This is a genomic window from Proteiniphilum acetatigenes DSM 18083, assembly GCF_000380985.1.
Lineage (GTDB): Bacteria > Bacteroidota > Bacteroidia > Bacteroidales > Dysgonomonadaceae > Proteiniphilum > Proteiniphilum acetatigenes.
On the sequence record NZ_KB905709.1, the window covers coordinates 41,524 to 63,368 of the forward strand.

Consider the following 21,845-nt stretch of genomic DNA (forward strand, 5'->3'; position numbering starts at 1 on the left):
ATTTATATCCAATATTTTTAAATCTGGTGTGCGACTTGATTTAATTCCTCTTTTAGTAAATGGTATTTAAAAGAATACATTAGATACTCCTTGGAATCCATGTTCATAGAATCAAAGGTGCATATAAATTTCCCTGTATGAGCTAGCAATTGTTTGTTACATGGACCAAAACATGCTGGAAACCATTTACACTCCTCACATTCTTTTTGAGTAATGTCCTTGAACCAATTTGCCATCTTGGTTAAATCCCACTTTATTTGTCCAGTCTCAAAATTCAATTTTCCAAGTGATTCTTTTTCATCAAAAGATGAGACGGTTGAACATTTAAATACTTTACCGTCGTAATTGAATAATGTATGTCTTTGCCTTTCTGCAAAACATAGATACCCTTTAGGCATAATATAGTAGTCGAGTAAAAATTTCTTATCGAAAAACTTTTGAATAGCCGAGTGAAGAAGCTCTCTATCAACTTTGTTAGTTGGAATTTGCCATACCTTTTTTAAAATTACAAATGTTGATTTTCTATCCATGAAATCAATGTCATTTATAATTTCATCGATTTTTCTTAAGGCTCGATTATCAAAATTAACTCTGACTGCCACTCCTCGATTTGGTATTTTAGAGTTAATCAAACGTAAAGCTTCTATTGTCTTTTGGTAGGTATCTGTTGATGGATTTAGAATATCCTTTTTGATTGAATTATGGACTTTCCTGTCGCCGTCGAGTGTTATTTGAAAAGATGAATTGAAACTTTTTAGATAATCCACCTTTTCTTCATTTATTAAGGTTGCATTCGTTGTGAATTCAGTAGTAAGAGCGATCTCTTTATTATCGCAGAATTCTTTGGCATAATCCAGTATTTTTTTTACACCTTCAAAATAAAGTAAAGGTTCTCCTCCAAAGAAAGAAACCTTTAAGGTATTATATCTTGCTGATTGATATTCATATTCAATGTTTTTTTTAATCGCTTTTATTGTGTCTTCATTTAAATAGCTCTTTGAAATTCGATTTTCATAACAGTACCAACAATTCAAATTACAATCCAAGGTTGTATTTATCATAATCTGATACATATTGGAATTATATTGCATTTGTCTTTTTAGGTTTTTCACTACCTCAAACTCATCAAAATCATCGGGAACAATGAAATAATTCTCTAATAATTTATTATAAAGAGAATTATCAAATTTCTCAATATCCTCACAATTATATTATTGAAAATCTCATGTTTAGTTTTATTCAATAAAAGAAATTCATTGCTAAAAGAATTGTAATGCAAATAAATTTGTGGCGAGATTTCCTCTTGAAACAAGTAAAAATTCTTTTTCATTTCTATTCTATTTATTTTGCTGATATACTTATATAAATGGGTATACCGTTAATTCTCATTTCGTATCTTCGATTCTTTGTTTATTTCTCTACTTTGACATTACATTCAGTTATCCATTATTTAATAAATATCTGTTTGTAGTGAATAAATAATTGCGGGGACAAATTATCCATAAGGCAATAAAGCAAGGGATTTTCCCTTGCTTTACCGGTTCATTTTCATCGATCAATTATTCAGCTTGCTCTATAGGCTTGCATGTGCCACTGCCATTATTTGGGCCACCATAGCAAACTCCGTCACCGTTATTTACAGCAGCAACACTAGCTCCAGAGCCACCATGTAAAAGCATCATTTCATCCACGTTTAACTGATCTATAATGTCGATTGATAAAGTCATTAAAGTATTCATAATTATATTTTTTTAATTTTTTATACTCATCTCGTTTTTCGGAATGACTTCCGATTATTATTCACTAAAATTTCATCAGATAGTTATATCTCTTCACGAGGCATATCTTATCGAGCATATCACAAACATACTGTTTTTTTTCGCCTCTTAGCTACTTCCCTTCACTGTCCCGGCGGCTTCCGGTAAAAATCTGTTATACCCAAACCCCTGGGTGTTTGAAATTACCGTGTGTTGTGTTAACTTTGCAGTGCCTTTTCTTGTAGGTTTAGTTAAACATCAGGGTTGATTGGTCTCAATTTGGTTGTTCGCTTTCCTGGCAAGGGAAGGCTTTTTTCCTGCTACCGGCCTTTTTTGGCCCTTAGCATTAGGCTTCCCGGGTTCTGAATCCGTTTTACCGTCGTTGGTTTTTGTCTTTACTAAAGCGGTTTCATTTCAATAATTTGTCCTGCACTGTTTCTTCTAACCAAATAGGGTTTTCCGTCAATATAAACTATGTCATACTCTTCTTCAGCACTTGTCGTACCTCCTTTTAGTTGTGCCATAGCTGCACTCTGTAATACATCGGCACATGGCATGCACATGTGATCGATACTTGTTTTCCGGTTCTTCATACGTTATTCTTTAATAGTTCTTTAATGGAGTAAAGTTGGAGCCTTTTTTTGGAACCGTTTCTAACAAATCTCTAACATTTGTCTAACCAATCTAACAAAACAAACACTATTATGCTTTTTTAACTAATATTCCTCCTTCTTGTGTGTGTTTTACTTTATATGGCACATCTGTATTCCTGTTTTTCTTTTTAAATTTGCACAAGGTGCTATAATTGTGTATGAAACGAGTCATGAAAAAATATTTGCTGCTCATCATATCCTTATTGGCAATAGTCTTGCTCATTGTATCACAGATAGTGTGGGTAAGGCAACTGATGATACGCGACAAAGAGCGCTTTGAAACAGATTTGCAGCACAGCTTAAGAAGTATTGTGCCGTTCTGCCTTTCCCGGGAATTAAGTAAAAAAGGAGATGCGAATAGACAGAGCTTCGAACTTATTCCTCTCGATCCTTCTAGCCTACCTCCGGGAGGAATTATCAGGGGCTCTTTCGATACCAAAGAGTACCGGTCGGATAAAAACCTGGGCAATTTCCTGGTAGGCGCCTTTGCCGAAGAGTTATTGCATGATAACAAAATACCGCTGGAACCTATCGACTCCCTCTTCAGAAAAGAATTTATACATTATCCCGAAATCGCGGACTATTCCATGAGTTTGCTTATGAACGACTCCGTGATGCGCGAATTACATGCGGACAGGAAAGCCCATACAGTCTTAAAAAATAATGATACGGGTATTACCGTAAATATTCCGTTAGGAGAGACCGGAACTTACCGCTATATGGCTCACGTAGTGTTCAAACCGGCGGTGTATATACAACGGCTGCGCTCCACTACAACGCTTTCGGCCGTAGCGGTCGTGCTTATTTCCCTGCTTGTGCTGTACCAACTGATGCAGCTGAAGAAAAGAACAGAAGCGCTGGAAGCACACACACAGGCGGTGAGCGGCATTGTGCACGACCTGAAATCACCCCTCTCGTATGTGTATACCATGCTGGGGATATTTGAAAAAAATGAACCGCTTGCCGCAAAGAAAAACATGCTGCACACCGCGAAAACAAGGGTGAAATATCTTTCGGACAAGATTGGCGTATTGCTGACGACCGTAAAAAACGAAAATAACGTCTTGCAAATAGATCCCGCTGCTTACCCTTTCTCCCGGCGGTGCAACGAAATAATACAAGAACTGGAGGTGGTGTATGCCGATAAAAAAATCGCCTGTTCCATTGAACCGGAAACGGAAGTAACGATACAGGCCGACCCGGTTTATTTTGACGGCTGCGTACGCAACCTGCTCGATAATGCCATAAAGTATTCGGGTGAAAAGCCCGAGGTGAGGATCACCGCGGAAACAACCAAAGGCAAGGCAATCCTTACTTTTACCGATAACGGTAAAGGGATGGAAGAAAAAGAACGGAAAAAAGTATTCAGGGAATTTTACCGCTCCGGTACGGGTTCCACGTTAAAAGACCACGGCATCGGGTTGACTTTTGTAAAACAGGTGGTCAATGCGCATAAAGGAAAGATCACCCTGGAAAGTTCACCGGGAAAAGGCAGTACTTTTACGATCATCTTATCTCAATAATTTTTATTATGACAGATCCCATTAAAGTGATACTGGTTGACGATGATACCGACCTGGGAAATCTGGTAAGCACAGCGCTTGCCGCTGACGGCTACAAGGTACATTTTCAAAATTCGCTTGCCGGCATCAATAGTATCATTGAAGAGTTCAAACCCTCCATCCTGGTATTGGATGTGGAGATCGGTGAAGAGGACGGCATTACATGTGCCGAAGATATTCTTAAAATCTATCCGTCGCTTCCGGTGTTGTTTATTTCTTCGCATACCGATACCAAGAGCGTGGCCCGGGGGGTACGTACTGGTGGCGTAGGATATATCCGTAAACCGTTCGACATGGAGGAATTAAAAGTGTTCATTGACCGTTTTGCACATCCCGGAGAGGATCATTCAGGCATTCAGATAGGCCGTGACTATTCTCTAAACGTTAAAACGAGGGAATTGCGTTATCGGGCAACTCCGGTAAAGCAATTGAGCCCTCATGAATTTGAGACTTTATTGTTTTTTGTACAAAACAGGGATAACGTAATATCTTATGAAACACTGTCGGGAAAAGTATGGAGAAAAGAATATTCCGAAACCGAAGCATCCATGAACAATCTGGTCTCCAGATTGAGAAAGATATTGGGAAACGATCCCTGTATACATATTCAAACCGTAAAAAATAGAGGATATCTGCTAATTATTGATCTGTGATTTTTTCAAAAAACATATTATACCTCATACAGTTTCACAATCCCTTTTGCCTCTGCCAGCAACTCACGTGAAACATGGGCGATATTGTAGATAAGCCTTACCCTGTGGTTTCCGGCATCATCCATCATTTTGTCGATCTGTTCGTCCCAACAGTTTGCTTTCCGGAAACTGTCCTCAATCTGCTTTTCATCGGCGTTGTTGGTTAACATCTCCGAAACCAGGCGGAGTACATCGCTCACATCACGGCAAAGGGCAAGTTCTGTTTCCGAGAGATCACCGGCCGACTTATGGACACCGAAAGCGGAGATATAGGACAGCAGGGCATGGTTCAGGTTAGTGAGGTTAAAAGCCTTATCCTGATACCCGCGCCTGTTCTTGGGTTCCAGCCGCATCCATTTCCAGGCGGAAGTCAAGGCGTTGTCGGCATTGTAAGCGGTACGCCGGTTGTGAAGATAATCCTCCTCGGAGACGGAACCGTCATAGATGCTCTCGAAATAACGCCTGTTTTTTGCCACCGCATTCAGCATCAGCCCCGGGAGCTGCTTATACTGCCAATCGGGCCAGATAAAGCGTACAGCCATATAGGCGAGCGTGCCGCCCACCAACGTATCGATGATACGGGGCATCATTACGGCTACTCCCTGGTTAGAAAGCAAATTGAAAGCTGCCAGCACGAAGATAGTGATAAAGACGACAGCGATCGTATAGTTTTTCTTCAGCCAGTAAAAGAAGAAGTAAATGGAGGTGAGCAACAAGAGTATCTGTCCCGGAGTGGTGGGCAGCAGTTGTGCCAGGGCGACCCCTCCAACAACTCCCAGCAAGGTACCGAACACGCGGTGGAAAAGCCGGATACGCGTGGCGCTATAGGTTTGCTGGACAACAATCAGCGATGTCATCAGTATCCACGAACCCTTCCCGAAATTCAAATAAAGCATGATTCCGTATCCCAGCATCCAACACAAGGTAAGCCTCACTGCAAAGCGAAAACGGGGATGAGTGGCATGCAACAGTGATTTCAAACCGGTTCTCTCCGGCTTCCGGGAATGAAAGACCGTCACATCTATCTGGTCGATGGTTTTTTCATTCTCCCGGAGATTTTCTTCCAATCCCGTCAGGTTTCTCAGCAGTAACGACAAAGTAAGATAATAGGGTTCGTCTTTCTCCGCATCGAGCATTGCCCGTAGCGCCGTTATCGTCCATTTCAACGAGAATGGATGCCTGTAAGGTCGTTCGGTCAGCAAGGAGTCGGCATAGAGACGAACTGCTGCTGCAATCTCCCTCATCAGTTTTCCGAACCCTTCCAGCAAATCGCTGCTTTTCACCTGGCGCGATAATAAATCGTACTGCTCATGGCTCGATATGGCCCTTTCCTGCATGGCCTGCAACAAAAACCATTGGCGATAGTAATGATCCGCCACCGGAAGTGCTTCAGGACTGCATTCTTCCGAATAGCTGTAAAGATCGTTCTTGCATGCTTCGATCTGTTGCGCCAGATTTATATTTTTTTGTGCCAGTTGGGTCCTGATCACTTTTTGTACCTGAGGATCGCTGGGGAATAGATTTGCCTTCAGGTCGATATATTCTGCCAGGAAGTGAAACCCACGGGCAAGCTGTTGTTGCAATAGCCGATAAGGCCTGAAGTAAAGTAGCAGGATAGAGATCACGGCATAACAAAAGGCTCCAAGGGTGAAAAACAGGGGGAGATAATACCATTTTTCACTGTTTTCAGCCGCCAGCATGGAATAGACCAAAATAAGCATTGTCCCGAAAGTAACTCCCTGCATCCGTGAATCGATACCTCCAATCAAAAGGAGGGAAAAGGAGAGAACAAGCAACACAATAGCAAACCAGGCCGGCAGAGGTAGAAAGATAGCCACTAAACTACTGGTAATTACGTAAAGTATTAGCGCTATGGAGGAAGATTTGATCCTTCCTTTCGGATGCACATCGGTTTCTCCCAATGCCATCGCCACCACTCCCAGTGCCAGAGTCGTACCAAAAAAGGAGTTATGGAATATCAACTCGGTGGGGATCAGCAGGAAAGCAATGGATACGGTCACCTTCAATGCCCACAAATGATCGGGGCTTTTCCAGAACACATTGATCCAGATGTCGGCTATCCTATCTTTTATCGGTTCTACTCCATTACTCATCTTATCTTTTGGCATATCTATGTAGGAAATTACCAATTGCCAATTGCCAATTGCGAATTACTAATTACCAATTACTAATGACTAATTAATTGGTACGCCAAACATCAACAAATCATCAAATCACCACATTAACAAATCATAACGTTACGTCTACCCTAAAAGCACCGAGAAGGGCATCGGGATGATCCCGATAGGTGAAACGATGAACATACTCCACACGCAAAAGCCCGAGAATATTGGTGATACCGATGGTTCCCTCCACATAAGGAACATTGTCGTATCGATGTGAAACGGATGGAAAGTGATACAGTCCATTCGGAGAAACCGCCGGATTGTTCTTATCACTCAGCCGGCCATGGGCAACCCTCAATGAGGCCAGTTCCCTTAATTGCAATATGTCCGCGACAGGCATTTTTGCCAACAGGAGGTCATCTCCTACAAAAGTCATCCGCAGGGTGTATTGCTCGTCGGCCACAAATTCCAATGCCCGGTTCAGGAAAAAGAAGTTATTCTCAATCTGATAGCGGTAGCGTTGATTAGGATATACCAATAAAGGAAAAGGAACCTTATTCCATACTTTCATTATCTCTCCGACAGCATCCAAACGGCCGGCACTCCCCAGTAAAAAACGCTTCTGGGCTGAAAACTCAGACCTGTGATAGGCTACTTCACCGCCTATGAAACCATTGACACCCATCGTATGGGAAAGAAAAAAGACCGGAGAAGTTATTTCCAAAGGTATTCTTTTCCGTTTTTGCTGATGATAGGCCTCTCTCACCGAGTAGCGTAATAGTACACCTACATCGGTAGTATGTAATTCACCATTCGTGAGGACTATACCCTCCTCAAAATCCTGGTCGAACTGCAACTTTCCCTGGGGAACTAACCGTGACCGTCTCACCCGCAACGTGTGTGCCAGTCCGTTTTTATACTCTCTCTCATAATTAAGCTCTGCAAAATTCCGATAGGTCGCTTCGTTCATCGAACGCCTGTAAGTGATCAGCAGCAGGTCGTTCAGGGCATAGGGATGCATTTCCCCCGGAGAATAGAGATCGTTTTCATACACCAATCTCAGGTTATTTTTCGGGAACTCATCCTCATGATAGGCTTTTTTGTTGAATGAGTAGATGGCCTCACCACGGTATTTGAATCGCTGATCTTTAAAACCATAGGCTGCATATCCTCTCACAAAAAAATGGGGGCTCAACCTGGAATTGGAGGCAATGCCCGCCCTGAGCCGGATTCCTTCAATAGGGTTATAAGTGGGAATAGTCTGAATCCTTCCAAAGTCGAACCAGTTGGTTTCCGGATCTCCAAGCGGAATCCAGTCGTTTGTCACGAACTTTACCGCTCTGGCAAGAAACGCACCGAAGGCTCCTGAATTCACGGCTATACTGTCCTGTATCGCACGAACTCTATCCACATGATCGTCTGGTTCCAGCGCCACGATCAGTCTCTCCGTCTCACGCTCATCCAAAGAAAGAGACATCAGTTGGAATCCCTCTCTCGCGACCATCAGTCGCCTGTCGGTAATTGAATCGGGAACAGAAAGCGAAAATTCTCCTGTATTATCGGCTACGGTTCCGATAGAGGTTCCCTGGATAAAGAGTGCTGCGTAAGGTACCGGAGTGTGATACTTTGCATCCGTCACCACTCCTTTGAGTAGCGTGTTTTGTGCAAATACCGAAACACCGGCACTCATCAAAAACAGGAAAAACAGTATTGAAGTTTTTTTCATCTTTTCCGGTTTTAAAACCAAGAACCTATTTTGATTTACTGATGTAACGATTTGTAGATTTACTGATGATTACTAATTCTCAAATTGGCAAATCGTTAAATCATCACATTGCCTCCTTAATCAGTACACCTTTCCACCTTCTATCACAATTTCCTGTAACGCACCCTTTTCGGCTCCACGTTCCCGAGTCGCATCTTCTTGTTTTCCTCATACTCGCTGTAGGAACCCTCGAAATAGAATACCTCAGAATTGCCTTCGAAAGAGAGGATATGGGTACAGATACGATCCAGGAACCAACGGTCGTGCGAGATCACCACGGCACATCCTGCAAAGTTCTCCAGACCTTCTTCCAATGCACGCAAAGTGTTCACGTCGATATCATTGGTCGGTTCGTCGAGCAACAATACGTTGGCACCAGCTTTGAGAGTCAGCGCCAGATGGAGACGGTTCCGCTCACCACCCGACAGCACACCGCACAGTTTTTCCTGATCGGCACCGGAGAAGTTAAAACGGGAAAGATAGGCACGGGCATTGATCTCTTTTCCGCCTACGCGTACAAATTCCGAACCGCCGGACACTACCTGGTAAACCGTTTTTTCCGGGTCGATAGCTTCGTGTGCCTGATCCACATAAGCCGTTACTACGGTCTCCCCCACTTCAAATTTTCCTGCATCGGGAGTCTCTATTCCCTGAATCAGCCTGAAGAGAGTCGTCTTTCCGGCACCGTTGGGACCAATTACCCCTACAATACCGTTGGGGGGCAACATAAAGTTCAGGTTATCAAACAACAACTTGTCGCCAAATGCTTTTTTCACGTTGACCGCTTCAATCACTTTATTACCCAAACGGGGACCGTTCGGAATAAAAAGTTCCAGTTTCTCTTCCCTCTCCTTCTGATCCTCATTCAACAGCCTCTCGTAAGAATTCAGACGCGCTTTTCCTTTCGCCTGGCGTGCCTTGGGCGCCAGATTGATCCATTCCAACTCCCGTTCCAGCGTCTTACGCCGCTTACTCACCTGCTTCTCTTCCTGCTCCATCCGCTTGGTCTTCTGTTCGAGCCATGAGGTATAATTTCCTTTCCAGGGTATCCCTTCGCCGCGATCCAGTTCGAGGATCCAGCCAGCTACATGATCGAGGAAGTAACGGTCGTGCGTAATGCAGATCACCGTACCCTTGTATTGTTGAAGGTGCTGTTCCAGCCAGTCGATCGACTCGGCATCAAGGTGGTTGGTCGGCTCGTCGAGCAACAGCACATCCGGTTCCTGCAGCAACAACCTGCAGAGTGCCACACGACGGCGTTCACCTCCCGACAGTTCACGAATCGGTTGTTCTTCCGGGGGGCAGCGCAAGGCGTCCATTGCCCGTTCCAACCGGTTATCTATATTCCATGCATCGACAGCATCCAGTTTATCCTGCAATTCGGCCTGACGAGCGAAAAGGGAGTTCATCTTATCTTCATTTTCATAATACTCAGGCAATCCGAATTTCAGGTTGATCTCTTCATATTCATTCAACAAGTCCATCACGGGTTGCACTCCTTCGCGGACAACTTCGATCGCCGTTTTATCCGGATCCAGCGCCGGATCCTGCTCAAGGTATCCCACCGAAAAACTCTTATCGGACACCACTTCGCCCTGATACTCTTTCTCGATCCCGGCAATGATTTTCAACAGCGTCGATTTTCCCGAGCCGTTCAGACCGATAATACCAATTTTAGCACCATAAAAAAAGGATAAATAAATATCTTTCAATACCTGTTTGTGTGGCGGAAACATTTTGCTCACGCCAACCATGGAAAAAATAATCTTTTTATCGTCGGACATATTATTTAATTACTAATTATTAATTACAAATTACTAATTACCAGCAGATTACGATTGGCATCTAATTGATTTTCTAATATGATTTGTTTCGATTGATTTATAATCCTCATTCACGTGGCATGTGAACCAAATAACCACTGGACACAAATCTGAAACGGAGCACAAAGATAATGAACATTTTCGTTATTCTGTTAAGTCAAACGGGAAGAGAGTAAGCTTGTGATTCAGTAACCCTCCATCAATTAAGGACATATTATTAAATCTGAATTATTGATTATATCATATTCTATCATGTCCACTCTGCCGGTAAATACAGAATCCTTTAACTCCATATGAATATCCAAAGAATTTATATAGTCTTCCAACTTTTCGCTCTCGCTGATAGCTTTTCCCTGATCCGACAAAACTGTTGATTCCTTTTGCCCGGAAACACAACCTATCGACAAGACAAAACAAAAAGCAGAAGCAAAAAATATTAGTTTTTTTAATCTCATATCTAAGTAGTGTATATCATCTTTATTCATAGAATATAAGATGCACCTCGGATAAGCACAAGCAAGCTTGGCTCTTCCCTCGGCTTTCATTATATTTTACAAAAGTAAAAAATAGAACGATAGCACTGGTTACTATCTCCGTATATTTCACAGAGAACCGGATGAGACTGTATAAAAGTACGTTTTATCATGCTACACTGAATTTTAATGGGTAAATATAGCCATAAAAAATACTACCCTAAAGTATAGTTTCCTTTTTTTCTTAGAGAAAAGAATTCATCTTTGTACAATACTAATATTTAATAATAAAGAACATTGAAAAAAGAGGAAATCGCATCAAATAATCAAAAAACGATGCAACGTTTTTTTCTTTTTTTCATCTTTATTAATGGAAGGATATTAATTCCGAATTACTAAATATGCAAACCAGCATATTTGGAAGACAGATGGGTGCGATGTCAATTTTATTATTAATATTATGAAGAAAACAATTAAGGCTATTATGCTATCCCTATGCATTTTAATGGGATGTGCGAAAGATGAAGTACCTGATCCATTCCTGATCGAAGGTATTTCCATGGAAAATTATCCAAAAGTGGACTGTTCCACTTCAACACAAATTCTCCAATCGCTCATCGCTTGCAAATTATTGGGTGTGGGTTATGATTGGAAGGAAAACATGCTATTCGGGGGATATTACGATTTAAATATTCAATATGATGATCTGCCCGGCTCCCTTGAGTTCTTTAAGAATCTACGGGTTTCTACCACGCATGGTGCATTCACGAGTCTTATCGACCGGGAAGTTGACCTGATCGTTACTTCCCGCAGCATTTCAAGGGATGAAAAAGCCTATGCCGACGAACAGGATGTCACACTCGATGAAACACCCATTGCCCTGGATGGATTTATATTCATTACCCACAAGAATAATCCCGTCAAATCGCTCACAAAGAAACAGATACAGGATATCTATATGGGAGAGACCACCAATTGGAAAGAAGTCGGCGGAAGAGACCTTGCCATTACTCCTTATATAAGGGAACCCAATTCCGGAAGTCAGGAAAAAATGGAAACAATCGTCATGAAAGGGCTTGAAATGCCAAAATGGGAATTCACACCTTTGCTTGGAATGGGAGGCCCGTTTGACCGGCTTCGATCCGATGAAAGCGGAATATGCTATTCGCTTTATTATTACAATCAATTTTTTGTGGAACCCGAGCTTGTCAATCAACTGGCAGTCGATGGAATTACACCGACCCAACAAGCGATCAGAAACCGGACATATCCCTATACAACCGAGGTCTATACGGCAATCCGTTCAGATACGGACAAAAACTCGATGGCATACAAATTATACCGGCTAATTTGCTCTGATAAGGCGAAAAAAATCATTGAAGAGAGTGGTTATGTGCCAAAATAAGAATTGTAACAGCCTCTGATCCGGGATGCGATGCAGAAAAAATATATTGTCTAAATATCTAAAGATATTTGATGTAAATAATTTTTATTGTGTTTTTGGAAGCGAATTTTGGTGTGAAAAACTATTTATCTTTAACAATTAAAATTTAAGGTATTATGAAGGCATGTAGCATTATGAATGTTATCCTATTTTGTGTGCTCTTCACATTCTCTTCATGTGAAGACAATTCACCGGAACAATCGTCTTTGATCACGGTGACGGGTGAAGCCAAAACAAAATCATCATCCGAAAATGGAGAAAATCCTAATGATGTTGCACCTGTTGTATTTACCGGCAACGATATCGCATGGTTTAATTCAAAAACAGGGGAAATCAAATTCAGGGAAAGTTTCAATCCCAACGATCTTGAGCTTTATCAGAATTTACACTTTTACCTTGCGGGTGACCATCTTTTCACCGTCGTTACGTATGTACTACCTATTCACAGTTTTGCGTCAAATGATCTGGTCTTGTATATTGATGCCGATGGGAAGTGTTATCTACACGATTGCTATCCCCTAAGCCTGATGGAAATCCTACCTGAAGTCAAGGAAAACAAGCAAAAGCGGGAAGTTGCCTGGAATAAATTCATCAATCAACTTAAAAACGAGAAGAAATTAAAGAAGTAATTCCACACGAGTGGTTAAGACAGTTGTTTGTAAATGGCATAACTTCTAATAAATCAAATATATGGAAAGAAATAAACACTCTCTTTTAAAAATAATTTTTTTAAGTTGTTCATTATTCATGTTAAGCATAGGTTTCATAGCTTGTGAAAAAGACAACCTTGGAGAGCCTGAACTTCCCCGTCTCACTGGGCAATTCATACACATGGACAATACCTACGAACTGGATCACGGAATCATGTACAGGAGTGCCGGCTATACTGGAATTCACGGTATTTACCTCTTTTCGGAAGACGAGCGCAATAAAGTGGATGTGTCTTTTATCGTACAGAGTTGGCCGTCCGAAACAGGGCCACCTGTTGCAAGTGACAGGTTACTGCCGGGATGGTATCAATTTATGAACGAAACGGGGCAAACAGTTGGTGACAGGATGAGTGCCAAACTTAGTCTCGCTTATCGTTGCGATTTTTCTGAACGTTTCGAGGACTCATACCCACACTACGGTGTTGAAATTGAAAAAGAGAAAGATGGTAGTGGTTACTATCTTTGAAGAAGATTTTATACATTTTGAACATTCTCCTGAATTCCCTGAAGGCAATGCTGCATTAATGAAATTTTTGTCGGACAGTATGAGATATCCGGTGATTGCGATGAATAACGGCATACAAGGCCTGGGTGATAGTCAATTCTACCGTAAAGGCGACTCAAAACGACTGATGAAATCGAACATTTTCGTTAAGCGAGGGCAAAGTGAATTTATTTATTTTGCCGAGCGCAGAAAATGCCTAATGTAATTGAACATTTTCGTTAAGCTAAGAAAATATCCCGTTTCATTTGTGAAGGCGCTCGTTGAGCAGTTCATAGGATCGCAGCGTACTGTCCGGATTGAGGTAACGATGACGTACCTCTTCGTATTGTTTCAGTATCTTTCCGGCCTTGTAATAAATAACGGAATCGACATGGGCAGTAGGCATATGATCTTTGGGATAAGCATATACAAAGTATCCTTCTTCGTTGGAATAAACAGGGATTTGGAAAAAATTCCGCTCAACGAACTCACCGGTAGAATCTGATTCATGAAAAGCCTTCACGAAAAAGTCGATCGCATAATCGGGGTAACCAAACAGGTAACCGTACCCCCTTAACCGCTCATAACGGTCGTTGAACTCAATAGTATTCAATACGATGGCCGGATCGGTTCCCGGTATCAGTCCGAACTGACCGAAAAAACTTTCCTGCGCCTTCAGCAGGCTGTCGAGTGCACTTACCCGGATCACGTTGACCTGCATAATCCGGTCGCCGCTATAGGACGCCCTGTAAGGAGACATAATAAAACGCAGATCGGGCAGGGACACCTTGTTCAATGCTTGCTGGATTTCATACAGGCGATCCAGCCATACTCCCTGCTCTTCCCTGTTCACAATATCTCTCCTTACCGACGACACCGTATCGGCATTGGCGATGGGAAAAGAGAAAGATACAAGGGAGCTCATCGGTTTAATATCCCCACACATCGTATATAATACTTCATGATCGAGGCCGTATTGCAATATGGAATCGATAAGGAAATATTGATATGTTGCCTCCGGCTCAGGGGTCCGTGGCTGTACGATCTGTTGCGGCGCACGGCATCCCCACAGGAAAAAAATACCGGCTATAAAGATTATATAATGATTATTGCGTTCCATTCAATTAAAATTTAGACACAAGAGCCAAGAATCAAGACACAGGATATTTTAATTATATTCTTATGCGAGAACGGTCTCATGCTCGTTTTATACAATTAAACTTTTTAGAAATTATTTTTTATTTTGAATTTCTTTTTTAAAAATTACAACCAATACTAAAGTGTATATGGCTTCGGTTACCCGAATTGAAATCGTTGGTATGCGAATAAGAGAAAGCTGCTTTGGCAAAGGCAGTCACGCCGGAACGGTCATTCACACACTGTGAATATACAGCCGAGAGGCCGGCCGAGTAAAAACTACTTGACAGATACTCGTAATCGGACTGTTGCAATCCCGTTACCGTAATATATTCCGGGAAGTTGCCGCCATAGCGGTAATGCCCCGAGAGGTTGGCGTTATACCGGGCGTCGGCGCCCAGCAGCAATCGTTTCGAAAGACGGGACGAGAGCAGGATATTCTTTTTGACCCGCAATGCAAAGGAGATGTTTTCATACGCCATTTGAGAGGCCGGAAGCAGGTAATCGTCTTTCTTTTTCGTATAAGCTATTTCACCACCCAAGAGCCAGTCGTACCCGTCGGCACCGTTGGCAAATAAGGTGTAACCGGCTGTCGCCTGCCGTGTACGGTATTTCGAGCGGATATCGCTGTGCAGTATCTCCCATCCGGTGGAATCGTTCAGCAAGGTCACATATTCTATCCCGTCAATATGCCTGTACGCATACTCGAATGTCAGCGCGTGCGAGTAGCGTAGCCCCTGATGAAAAGCCTGGAGACGCGTAACCCATTGCACATCTTTCACCGTACCCTCGTCACGGGGAAGCGTCTGCCCCACCTGTGCATCTTCCACTTTCTTGTCCCACTCCGAAGTGAGCAGTACCTGTACCGGACCATTATACGAATATTGTACGCCCGCTCCTATATTATTACCGATATAAACGCCTTCACGCCCGTTATCTATGCCGGCAGTGCGGCGGGCGTTGCCCAAACCGTACATTTCGTAGGCGTTCTGAAGGATATACAGGTTCAGGATACTCATGTCGGAATACTCCTTCAGGTTGTAATAATGCAGGTTCGCGCCGATATGATGGCCGGGAGCGACGGAATAGACAATGGAGGGCTTCAGATCAACCGTATAGAGGCGGGAGTCCACGCGGATGTCCCTTTGTTTGGCGCCGATCCATGCACGATAAGCCCCTTCGATTCCCAGCATGACTTTCGAAGAAACCGGATGGGCCGCTTTGAATGCAAGGTCGTAACGCTGGTTACTCCAGTTACTGGCATTCTCGTCGATCACATAATAGGGCATACCCCGAAAGGGATCCACAAGTGAAGCGTTGTATTGGGCATCGCCTATCGTTTGACGCAAATAATCGAATCGACCCCACACGTAGGTATTCTTCAATTTTTCCACCCCTTCGGCAGAAAAATTAAGGTTGTTTTCCCTTTCACCCTGTTCGGGCTGGCGGAACGATCCGCGGTAAGTATCGTATGCCGCCGACAGTTCGGCGTACCGGACAGTGTCATCAAGTAATAACCCTGCGGCATTGGAGGTCTGCCTCCAGAGATTGGTCGTCTTTAACCATTCCATCGCAGCGGGTGAAAGTGCCTTACCGGGCTCCTGCGACCGGATACCCGGGGAGAAGAGCGCAAGCAGGGCACCTGTCAGGCAGTAATATCGTATTATTATCATTTTTCCGTTCATTTCTATACGGTTATTTTTTTTCATTTTGATGTATATCTCAATTCAATTAATTGATTTACTGATCCGTTGATTAAATAATTATCAAATCGTCACATCATCTCATCATCAAATTGAACTGGGTTTATTTTTATTTCCTTTATTTCCCTGTTAACGTGTGGTTCCACACGGGCATTTTCGATCCGTAACGGCGGAATTGCGGTGTCACGCCACGCTCAAAATCGTTGGTGCTGTTATTGGTATCCTGTAGCAAGGGTGTGCCGTCAGGACGCTCTCCCCTCTTTTTGCGTGCCACGCCCAAAGAGTTGTAAATATCGCCCACATAGGTCATGCCGGCATCCAGTACGCCGGGCACCCGTTTGCCGTTGATCTCCGATTCGTTGGGTCCGGCCTCTACCGCATCCCAGATATAAGAGTATGGAATTTTGGCATATATCTGGGCAAAATAATCGTCCTGGTCTAACGCCTGCAAACTCCTGTCGTTGACCGGATCGTACGTCTCTCCCTCCAGCGGCTTGAACAGTACGAATGCACCACCGAATACCGGGGTCAGGTATTGCGGCATTCCCCCTTTACCTGCTTTGCCGTCATAAAAGACATGTACCATATCAGGCGCAGGTTGATCCGGGTAGTTAGGGTTATCCATATTGAACTCGAACTCCGATGAAGAGCCGTCGATGGGCGAGTTGGGATTGTACTGCGGCAGCTTGTGATTAGCGGCGAACTGCGATATCACACATGATTCCCCCGGTGCCAGCGGGTAATCAGTGCCATTGCCGGGAAATTTCCATATACGTGCACCATATACGTAGTCACCCTTGTCCTGTTCCCTCCATACGGGACGGACAGTGGTAGCATTGGTAGGATACAGGTCGGCGAAATGTACTCCGTCGAGATAGACGGTCTCTTCCGAGTTATTATAGATCTCGTAAAACTGGTTACGGAAATAGAAGTTGGCTGTGCCCGAATAGAAGAGTTCCTTAAAGATAACCGGCCCCAGGAGCGAACCTTTCATATCCATTTCAATCTTTTTATTGTCCTCGATGATCGGGTAATTGGTCTGCTCTCCGTTAAGGTAGATATTATTTCCTTCCGTATCTTCGGTAGCACCGAAAACCGACAGGTTGTAGATGCCCGGCAAAACATTATCGACCGACATAGTCAATCCAGTAACCGATTTTTCGATCACAGTACCCTTATTTATTTCAGTCAGCGTAAGGATCAGCCCTTCACCGCTCGTTTCATATACTTCCGAGGTAATGTTTATCTCCACACTAAGGGGAGCGATATCATCCGCCTTGTCTGCCTCCTGGAATGATTCACAACCGGCCAATATACCCGTCAGCCAGGCAGCAATCAATATATAGAGAATGTTTTGTCTTATCATTGTTTCTGCTTTTTTAATGATTATAATTTCAGCGACAACTCCAGCCCGAAGAAAAACGGTTTGTTGTACGTGTAATATTGCCTCGTGTATCGTTGTGATTCCCTCTGCGGGTAGCTGCTGAAGAGGTTATTGGCGAAGAACGAGAGGCGCATGTTGTCCCGTATCTCCTTCGTCAGGTGCAGGTTGAAGCAAAAAACAGGCGAAGAGAGGTATTCCCTGATCTTTAACCGGTCGTCCACTGTACGCATAATACCTGTAAATTCATCTTCATCTCTTTTATCGGGATCAAAAGGATAGACTTGTCCGTCCCCTTTCGAGAGATATTGCATTGGGATCGAGTCGTTTCCAAAGCTGTACCATTTCGAGTCCTGCCAGATAACCTCGGTGGTCAGGGTAACCACAAATCCCAGTTCGGGAATATTGTGCGTGATCCTCAGCGCACTGACATGCCCCTCGGTGTATGCTTTCTGCATTCCTTTTTCATAAAGCCCTACGTGAGTCCTGTCCGCCGCGCCTATACCGCTGTAATCGTCAAAGAAATACCAGTCTTTGTTGTAAGTCAGTCCCCTCATCCACGCCCCGTTCAGGTTGAAGGAGGTCCGGATGGCATCGATCCTGCCCAGGTCGAGATCATATTCTATTCCTTTGGTTTCGATCACCCGGTTATTCGTCGGGGTATAATAGCCCGCCAGTACGGGATTGCTTGATACCAGTTCGAAAACCGGCTGTGACCCGTCTCCTGCCCGGCGGTACTGGTTGAATGTAAACGGTTGAAAGGTGTTTACCGTGCGCGACATGGTGTAACCGTTCTTTATTTTATCGTCAAAACCGACGACCGATAGACGTGCTTTACCGATTGCAAGGTCGAATCCCACCTCTTTCCGGCTGTTTTTAGCGACCTCCAGCTCTTTATTCTGTGTGTCGTAGACTTTGGTAGTCGTCACATATACCCGTTCCTCTTCGGGAATGTCGGTGTTCGCCATCTCGTTGATATTGACATATTCAAAATAGGCCTGTTCGGGATAGAGATAGAGTTGTGTAGGGCCCTTGGCCATCTCCCCGAAACCGGCTCGCAGAGTGAAGATATCCGGAATTATATCGAGCGAGGCGTTAAAACGGGAGGTGAAAAGGCCTTTCACCACCGAGTAGTCGTCGTACCGGATACCGGCTTGCAGGAGCAGATCACGCCCGGCAAAGTTGTACCGGAAATTCTCTTCGGCATATAATCCGAATTGTCTTACCGCAGGGATATCACGGTAAGAGCGGGGGCGGAACGTAGCGTTCATCGCCCTTAGTTCACGGTAGGGAGGCGCTTCCGGAGTGAATACCTTTCCCCGGCCGTAGTTCTTGTCCAAACGGCCATCCGACCCCACGATCAAGCGATGATGGGTATTACCGAAAGTCCTGAAGAAGGTGCCGTTGACCTTATAGAACAGGTTCAGTTCCCTGCCGTATATCTGGTCTCGTCCCAGATATACGGCAGGCAGATAACTGGCATATTTATGCTGATCTTCTGACGGGATATTGGTGATCTTGTTTCCATCAGTGTCATAAATATCCACTCCCGGCTTGTTCGAGAGGATAGCACCGTCGGTGACACTCATCGAATAGGGAGCATTGGCAGAGGTATGCAGTTCACTGTGCCAACTGTCTTCAGCCGTATAACTTGCCGCGGCAGTATAGTTAATGTTCTTCAGCCATCCCGCATCCAGGCGGAAAGTACCGTTGGTGTTCAGCGCCACACCCACGTCTTTGCCTTGTGAGGAACGTTGCATCTGCTCATCGTCAGGATTCAGCCGCCGGGTATCGTTCCCGTAAAAGAGTCCCAGGCTGGTATTTGTGCTCCATCGGTTGTTCAGTAAGTCGTTCGAATACATGGCCCTGGCCGTTGCCCGCCGGTAGTATAGATAGGACTGGGTAGTAGAGTTTGTATTATGTGCGTAATCGGCACTTAGATTAAACGCTCCTTTCTTCCCGTCGAGGAGAAACCCTTTGCCAGCTGAAAACTGATAGACATTAGGGTTCGCTTTCACCCTGACCCGAAGCGGCTCCCGTCCTGCTTTGGAACGTACAAGCACCGCACCCGAAGTCAGTTCGCCGTATTGCACCGAAGGAACTCCCCGTATCACTTCCACCGATTCAATATTGTCGGTGGATATTTGTCGTGCATCGGGACCGCCGAAGGGCACATCCTTGTACAGGCCGGCAACGGAACCTGCCACTACGGGATGCATCGTCTGCAGGTTGGCATTGTTGGACAGTGGTGCCTCATCCACGATAATGGCAGTACCCAACCCGATCATATCCTGGCTCGCAGTGTTGCTCATATTGTTGCGGAGAGAGAGTTGCTGGGGATCACTCAAGGTAGGGTTCCGGGTCAGTTCACCCGGCAACAGCCGCATGACATCTGCCAGGCTTGTAGCCTGCATATGATCCATTGCCGTACGGGTAATCAACGATGCTGTCGATTGTCCCGACCTGCGCGTTTCGGCGGTCACCACAATCTCCCTGATACGGAAGTTGTCTTCCTGCATGACAAAATCCAGATTCGTATCGCCCGTTACATAAATGACAGTATCTATCGGTATCTTACCCAGAAAAGAGACAGTGATTCTTACCCCTCCCTCCGTTATATTGCCGATATTATACTTTCCCTGTTCATTTGTTACGGCCGATAACCCATTGTCGGGCACACGAAGGACGGCATACGGTAAGGGTACCTTGGTTCCATTGCTCTGTTCATATACATGCCCGGATATATGATGTGTCCGGATTTCTCCCGCGCCAGCCCTTTGCGCACATAAATAGTCATTGCCGCAAAGCAACAGGATAACGATCCATACATGTGTAAGAAAACGGTTGTTCATTGTTGTTTATTTATTGTGCATTGTTTATTTCGGTCTATAAAAAATCCCAGCTATGATCGGTTAACAGCTCATTCTGATATGCATTGTATTCGATATCCGTACAGAGGCAGTATTCCATTTCAGACCGGATCTTTTGTTCGTCCATTCCCTGTCCGATAAACACGATCTCGTTCATCCTGTCGCCCCATTTCTCATCCCAACGGCCCAGAATATATTCTTCGTTCGCCTGGAAAGAGGGATGTTGATTCCGTTCTATTAGAGGAAAAGAGGCCCACCAGACGCCTACCCTTTCCACCACAAAAGAGCCTCCGGCCTGGCTCAGCAGCATGGCTTCGTTTTTGCGGTTCGCCAGCCAGAAAAATCCTTTGCTGCGGACAATGCCCGGATCCCACCCTTTGCTTAAATATTCCTTGAACCGCTTGGGATGCAGCGGGCGATGCTCCCGGAAAACAAACGACCCTATACCGTATTCATCTGTTTCAGGAATATGCTTGCTCTGTAACTCTTTTTGCCAACCAGAACTCTGGGCAGATTTGACAAAATCAAACGAACGGGTATTGAGAATTTCTTTCGGGTCAATCTTTCCATGAACCGCCGGAAGAATTTTTGCTTCCGGATTCAGTTTCCGGATGATCCGTCTTAACTCCTCCTGTTCATCCTGAGAGATCAGGTCGATCTTATTCAGCACGATCACATTGGCAAACTCGATCTGCTCTACCAGAAGGTCTACAATAGAACGATCGCTGGCGGTATTTTTGGGATCTCTGTCAACCAATGTGTCCGAAGAACCGAAATCGTTGTAAAAATTAAATCCGTCTACCACGGTGACCATCGTATCGAGACGGGAAATCCGGGTAAGGTCAATGCCCAAATCTTCAAATGCATAGCTGAATGACTGGGCAATGGGCATCGGCTCGGCAATACCGGTACCTTCAATCAGCAAATAGTCGAAGCTCCCGTTCTCAACCAGTTTCGTAACTTCTTTCACCAGATCGTCCCTGAGTGTACAACAGATACACCCGTTGCTTAACTGAACCAGTTTCTCTTCCGTGCGCGAAAGGGTCGCTCCTTTCTCCACGAGTTGTGCATCGATGTTCACTTCACTCATGTCATTCACGATGACAGCCACTTTCATATTCTCCCTGTTATTGAGAATATGGTTCAATATGGTGGTTTTACCGGATCCCAGAAAACCACTGAGGACTGTGACCGGTATACGCTTGTTATTCATCATTTTTTTACTCTTTTTGTTTATTAGACATTATATCTTACCAAACTTTCGC

At 44.2% G+C, this 21,845-nt stretch carries 18 protein-coding genes; 6 read left to right on the forward strand and 12 right to left on the reverse strand.

Annotated elements, in window-relative coordinates:
- Window positions 1-17 precede the first annotated feature (17 nt).
- From F597_RS0117890 to F597_RS0117900, 3 genes are all read right to left on the reverse strand, one after another.
- Window positions 18-1,061, reverse strand: coding sequence for a radical SAM/SPASM domain-containing protein (locus tag F597_RS0117890; RefSeq protein WP_092122827.1), 1,044 nt, complete (start codon window positions 1,059-1,061; stop codon window positions 18-20).
- A 498-nt stretch (window positions 1,062-1,559) separates the two neighbouring features.
- Window positions 1,560-1,739 carry a hypothetical protein gene (locus tag F597_RS0117895; protein WP_019541130.1) on the reverse strand — a complete coding sequence of 60 codons (180 nt, stop codon included), beginning with the start codon at window positions 1,737-1,739 and terminating at the stop codon, window positions 1,560-1,562.
- A gap of 416 nt (window positions 1,740-2,155) precedes the next feature.
- The gene (locus F597_RS0117900) at window positions 2,156-2,350 is read right to left on the reverse strand and encodes a hypothetical protein (protein ID WP_019541131.1); all 195 of its coding nucleotides are present in this window, start codon (window positions 2,348-2,350) and stop codon (window positions 2,156-2,158) included.
- Between the two features lie 230 nt (window positions 2,351-2,580).
- Between F597_RS0117900 and F597_RS0117905 the strand changes: the two genes are divergently transcribed.
- Both F597_RS0117905 and F597_RS0117910 read left to right on the forward strand, forming a co-directional pair.
- Window positions 2,581-3,933, forward strand: coding sequence for a sensor histidine kinase (locus tag F597_RS0117905; RefSeq protein WP_019541132.1), 1,353 nt, complete (start codon window positions 2,581-2,583; stop codon window positions 3,931-3,933).
- Between the two features lie 8 nt (window positions 3,934-3,941).
- Window positions 3,942-4,625: a response regulator transcription factor gene (locus F597_RS0117910; protein WP_019541133.1), complete on the forward strand. Its 684-nt coding sequence runs from the start codon at window positions 3,942-3,944 to the stop codon at window positions 4,623-4,625.
- 17 nt (window positions 4,626-4,642) lie between these two features.
- Here the strand turns inward: F597_RS0117910 and F597_RS0117915 are convergent, their stop codons facing one another.
- From F597_RS0117915 to F597_RS0117930, 4 genes are all read right to left on the reverse strand, one after another.
- Window positions 4,643-6,793 carry an FUSC family membrane protein gene (locus F597_RS0117915; protein WP_026327621.1) on the reverse strand — a complete coding sequence of 717 codons (2,151 nt, stop codon included), beginning with the start codon at window positions 6,791-6,793 and terminating at the stop codon, window positions 4,643-4,645.
- A gap of 121 nt (window positions 6,794-6,914) precedes the next feature.
- Complete coding sequence (locus F597_RS0117920) at window positions 6,915-8,516, reverse strand: DUF5686 family protein (RefSeq protein ID WP_020700413.1); 1,602 nt, start codon at window positions 8,514-8,516, stop codon at window positions 6,915-6,917.
- A gap of 143 nt (window positions 8,517-8,659) precedes the next feature.
- A complete protein-coding gene (gene ettA / locus F597_RS0117925; RefSeq protein ID WP_019541135.1) occupies window positions 8,660-10,339 on the reverse strand; it encodes an energy-dependent translational throttle protein EttA in 1,680 nt (559 codons plus the stop codon).
- A gap of 242 nt (window positions 10,340-10,581) precedes the next feature.
- Window positions 10,582-10,923, reverse strand: a complete 342-nt coding sequence (locus F597_RS0117930) for a hypothetical protein (protein WP_019541136.1) — start codon at window positions 10,921-10,923, stop codon at window positions 10,582-10,584.
- 388 nt (window positions 10,924-11,311) lie between these two features.
- On the opposite strand from F597_RS0117930, the gene F597_RS21190 reads away from it, so the two are divergent.
- The 4 genes from F597_RS21190 (at window position 11,312) to F597_RS23175 (ending at window position 13,715) form a co-directional block, all read left to right on the forward strand.
- Window positions 11,312-12,256 carry a PstS family phosphate ABC transporter substrate-binding protein gene (locus F597_RS21190; RefSeq protein WP_081624414.1) on the forward strand — a complete coding sequence of 315 codons (945 nt, stop codon included), beginning with the start codon at window positions 11,312-11,314 and terminating at the stop codon, window positions 12,254-12,256.
- Window positions 12,257-12,429: 173 nt separating this feature from the next.
- Complete coding sequence (locus F597_RS0117940; RefSeq protein WP_139224063.1) at window positions 12,430-12,924, forward strand: hypothetical protein; 495 nt, start codon at window positions 12,430-12,432, stop codon at window positions 12,922-12,924.
- Window positions 12,925-12,985: 61 nt separating this feature from the next.
- On the forward strand, window positions 12,986-13,471 hold the full coding sequence (locus F597_RS0117945) for a hypothetical protein (protein WP_139224062.1): 486 nt from the start codon (window positions 12,986-12,988) through the stop codon (window positions 13,469-13,471).
- The gene (locus F597_RS23175) at window positions 13,449-13,715 is read left to right on the forward strand and encodes a hypothetical protein (RefSeq protein ID WP_026327622.1); all 267 of its coding nucleotides are present in this window, start codon (window positions 13,449-13,451) and stop codon (window positions 13,713-13,715) included. Before F597_RS0117945 ends, F597_RS23175 begins: the two co-directional genes overlap by 23 nt.
- Window positions 13,716-13,751: 36 nt before the next feature.
- Here F597_RS23175 and F597_RS0117955 read toward each other — a convergent pair whose 3' ends face one another.
- The 5 genes from F597_RS0117955 to F597_RS0117975 all read right to left on the reverse strand — a co-directional run bounded on the left by F597_RS0117955 (window position 13,752) and on the right by F597_RS0117975 (window position 21,796).
- Window positions 13,752-14,609 (reverse strand): hypothetical protein, encoded by an 858-nt coding sequence (locus tag F597_RS0117955; RefSeq protein WP_019541140.1) that lies wholly within the window; start codon window positions 14,607-14,609, stop codon window positions 13,752-13,754.
- A 136-nt stretch (window positions 14,610-14,745) separates the two neighbouring features.
- Window positions 14,746-16,335, reverse strand: coding sequence for a DUF6850 family outer membrane beta-barrel protein (locus F597_RS21195; RefSeq protein ID WP_019541141.1), 1,590 nt, complete (start codon window positions 16,333-16,335; stop codon window positions 14,746-14,748).
- 112 nt (window positions 16,336-16,447) lie between these two features.
- Complete coding sequence (locus F597_RS0117965) at window positions 16,448-17,692, reverse strand: DUF4876 domain-containing protein (RefSeq protein ID WP_026327623.1); 1,245 nt, start codon at window positions 17,690-17,692, stop codon at window positions 16,448-16,450.
- A 23-nt stretch (window positions 17,693-17,715) separates the two neighbouring features.
- Complete coding sequence (locus F597_RS0117970) at window positions 17,716-20,562, reverse strand: TonB-dependent receptor (RefSeq protein ID WP_019541143.1); 2,847 nt, start codon at window positions 20,560-20,562, stop codon at window positions 17,716-17,718.
- Window positions 20,563-20,596: 34 nt separating this feature from the next.
- Window positions 20,597-21,796: a GTP-binding protein gene (locus F597_RS0117975; protein ID WP_019541144.1), complete on the reverse strand. Its 1,200-nt coding sequence runs from the start codon at window positions 21,794-21,796 to the stop codon at window positions 20,597-20,599.
- Window positions 21,797-21,845: the final 49 nt, after the last annotated feature.

Coding starts and splice junctions, on each gene's coding strand:
- F597_RS23175 (WP_026327622.1), top strand. CDS start 13,449: ATGGTAGTGGTTACTATCTTTGAAGAAGATTTTATACATTTTGAACAT.
- F597_RS21195 (WP_019541141.1), bottom strand. CDS start 16,335: ATGAAAAAAAATAACCGTATAGAAATGAACGGAAAAATGATAATAATA.
- F597_RS0117945 (WP_139224062.1), top strand. CDS start 12,986: ATGGAAAGAAATAAACACTCTCTTTTAAAAATAATTTTTTTAAGTTGT.
- F597_RS0117890 (WP_092122827.1), bottom strand. CDS start 1,061: ATGATAAATACAACCTTGGATTGTAATTTGAATTGTTGGTACTGTTAT.
- F597_RS0117895 (WP_019541130.1), bottom strand. CDS start 1,739: ATGAATACTTTAATGACTTTATCAATCGACATTATAGATCAGTTAAAC.
- ettA (WP_019541135.1), bottom strand. CDS start 10,339: ATGTCCGACGATAAAAAGATTATTTTTTCCATGGTTGGCGTGAGCAAA.
- F597_RS0117905 (WP_019541132.1), top strand. CDS start 2,581: ATGAAAAAATATTTGCTGCTCATCATATCCTTATTGGCAATAGTCTTG.
- F597_RS0117930 (WP_019541136.1), bottom strand. CDS start 10,923: ATGAAAGCCGAGGGAAGAGCCAAGCTTGCTTGTGCTTATCCGAGGTGC.
- F597_RS0117915 (WP_026327621.1), bottom strand. CDS start 6,793: ATGCCAAAAGATAAGATGAGTAATGGAGTAGAACCGATAAAAGATAGG.
- F597_RS0117900 (WP_019541131.1), bottom strand. CDS start 2,350: ATGAAGAACCGGAAAACAAGTATCGATCACATGTGCATGCCATGTGCC.
- F597_RS0117975 (WP_019541144.1), bottom strand. CDS start 21,796: ATGATGAATAACAAGCGTATACCGGTCACAGTCCTCAGTGGTTTTCTG.
- F597_RS0117920 (WP_020700413.1), bottom strand. CDS start 8,516: ATGAAAAAAACTTCAATACTGTTTTTCCTGTTTTTGATGAGTGCCGGT.
- F597_RS0117940 (WP_139224063.1), top strand. CDS start 12,430: ATGAATGTTATCCTATTTTGTGTGCTCTTCACATTCTCTTCATGTGAA.
- F597_RS0117955 (WP_019541140.1), bottom strand. CDS start 14,609: ATGGAACGCAATAATCATTATATAATCTTTATAGCCGGTATTTTTTTC.
- F597_RS0117910 (WP_019541133.1), top strand. CDS start 3,942: ATGACAGATCCCATTAAAGTGATACTGGTTGACGATGATACCGACCTG.
- F597_RS21190 (WP_081624414.1), top strand. CDS start 11,312: ATGAAGAAAACAATTAAGGCTATTATGCTATCCCTATGCATTTTAATG.
- F597_RS0117970 (WP_019541143.1), bottom strand. CDS start 20,562: ATGAACAACCGTTTTCTTACACATGTATGGATCGTTATCCTGTTGCTT.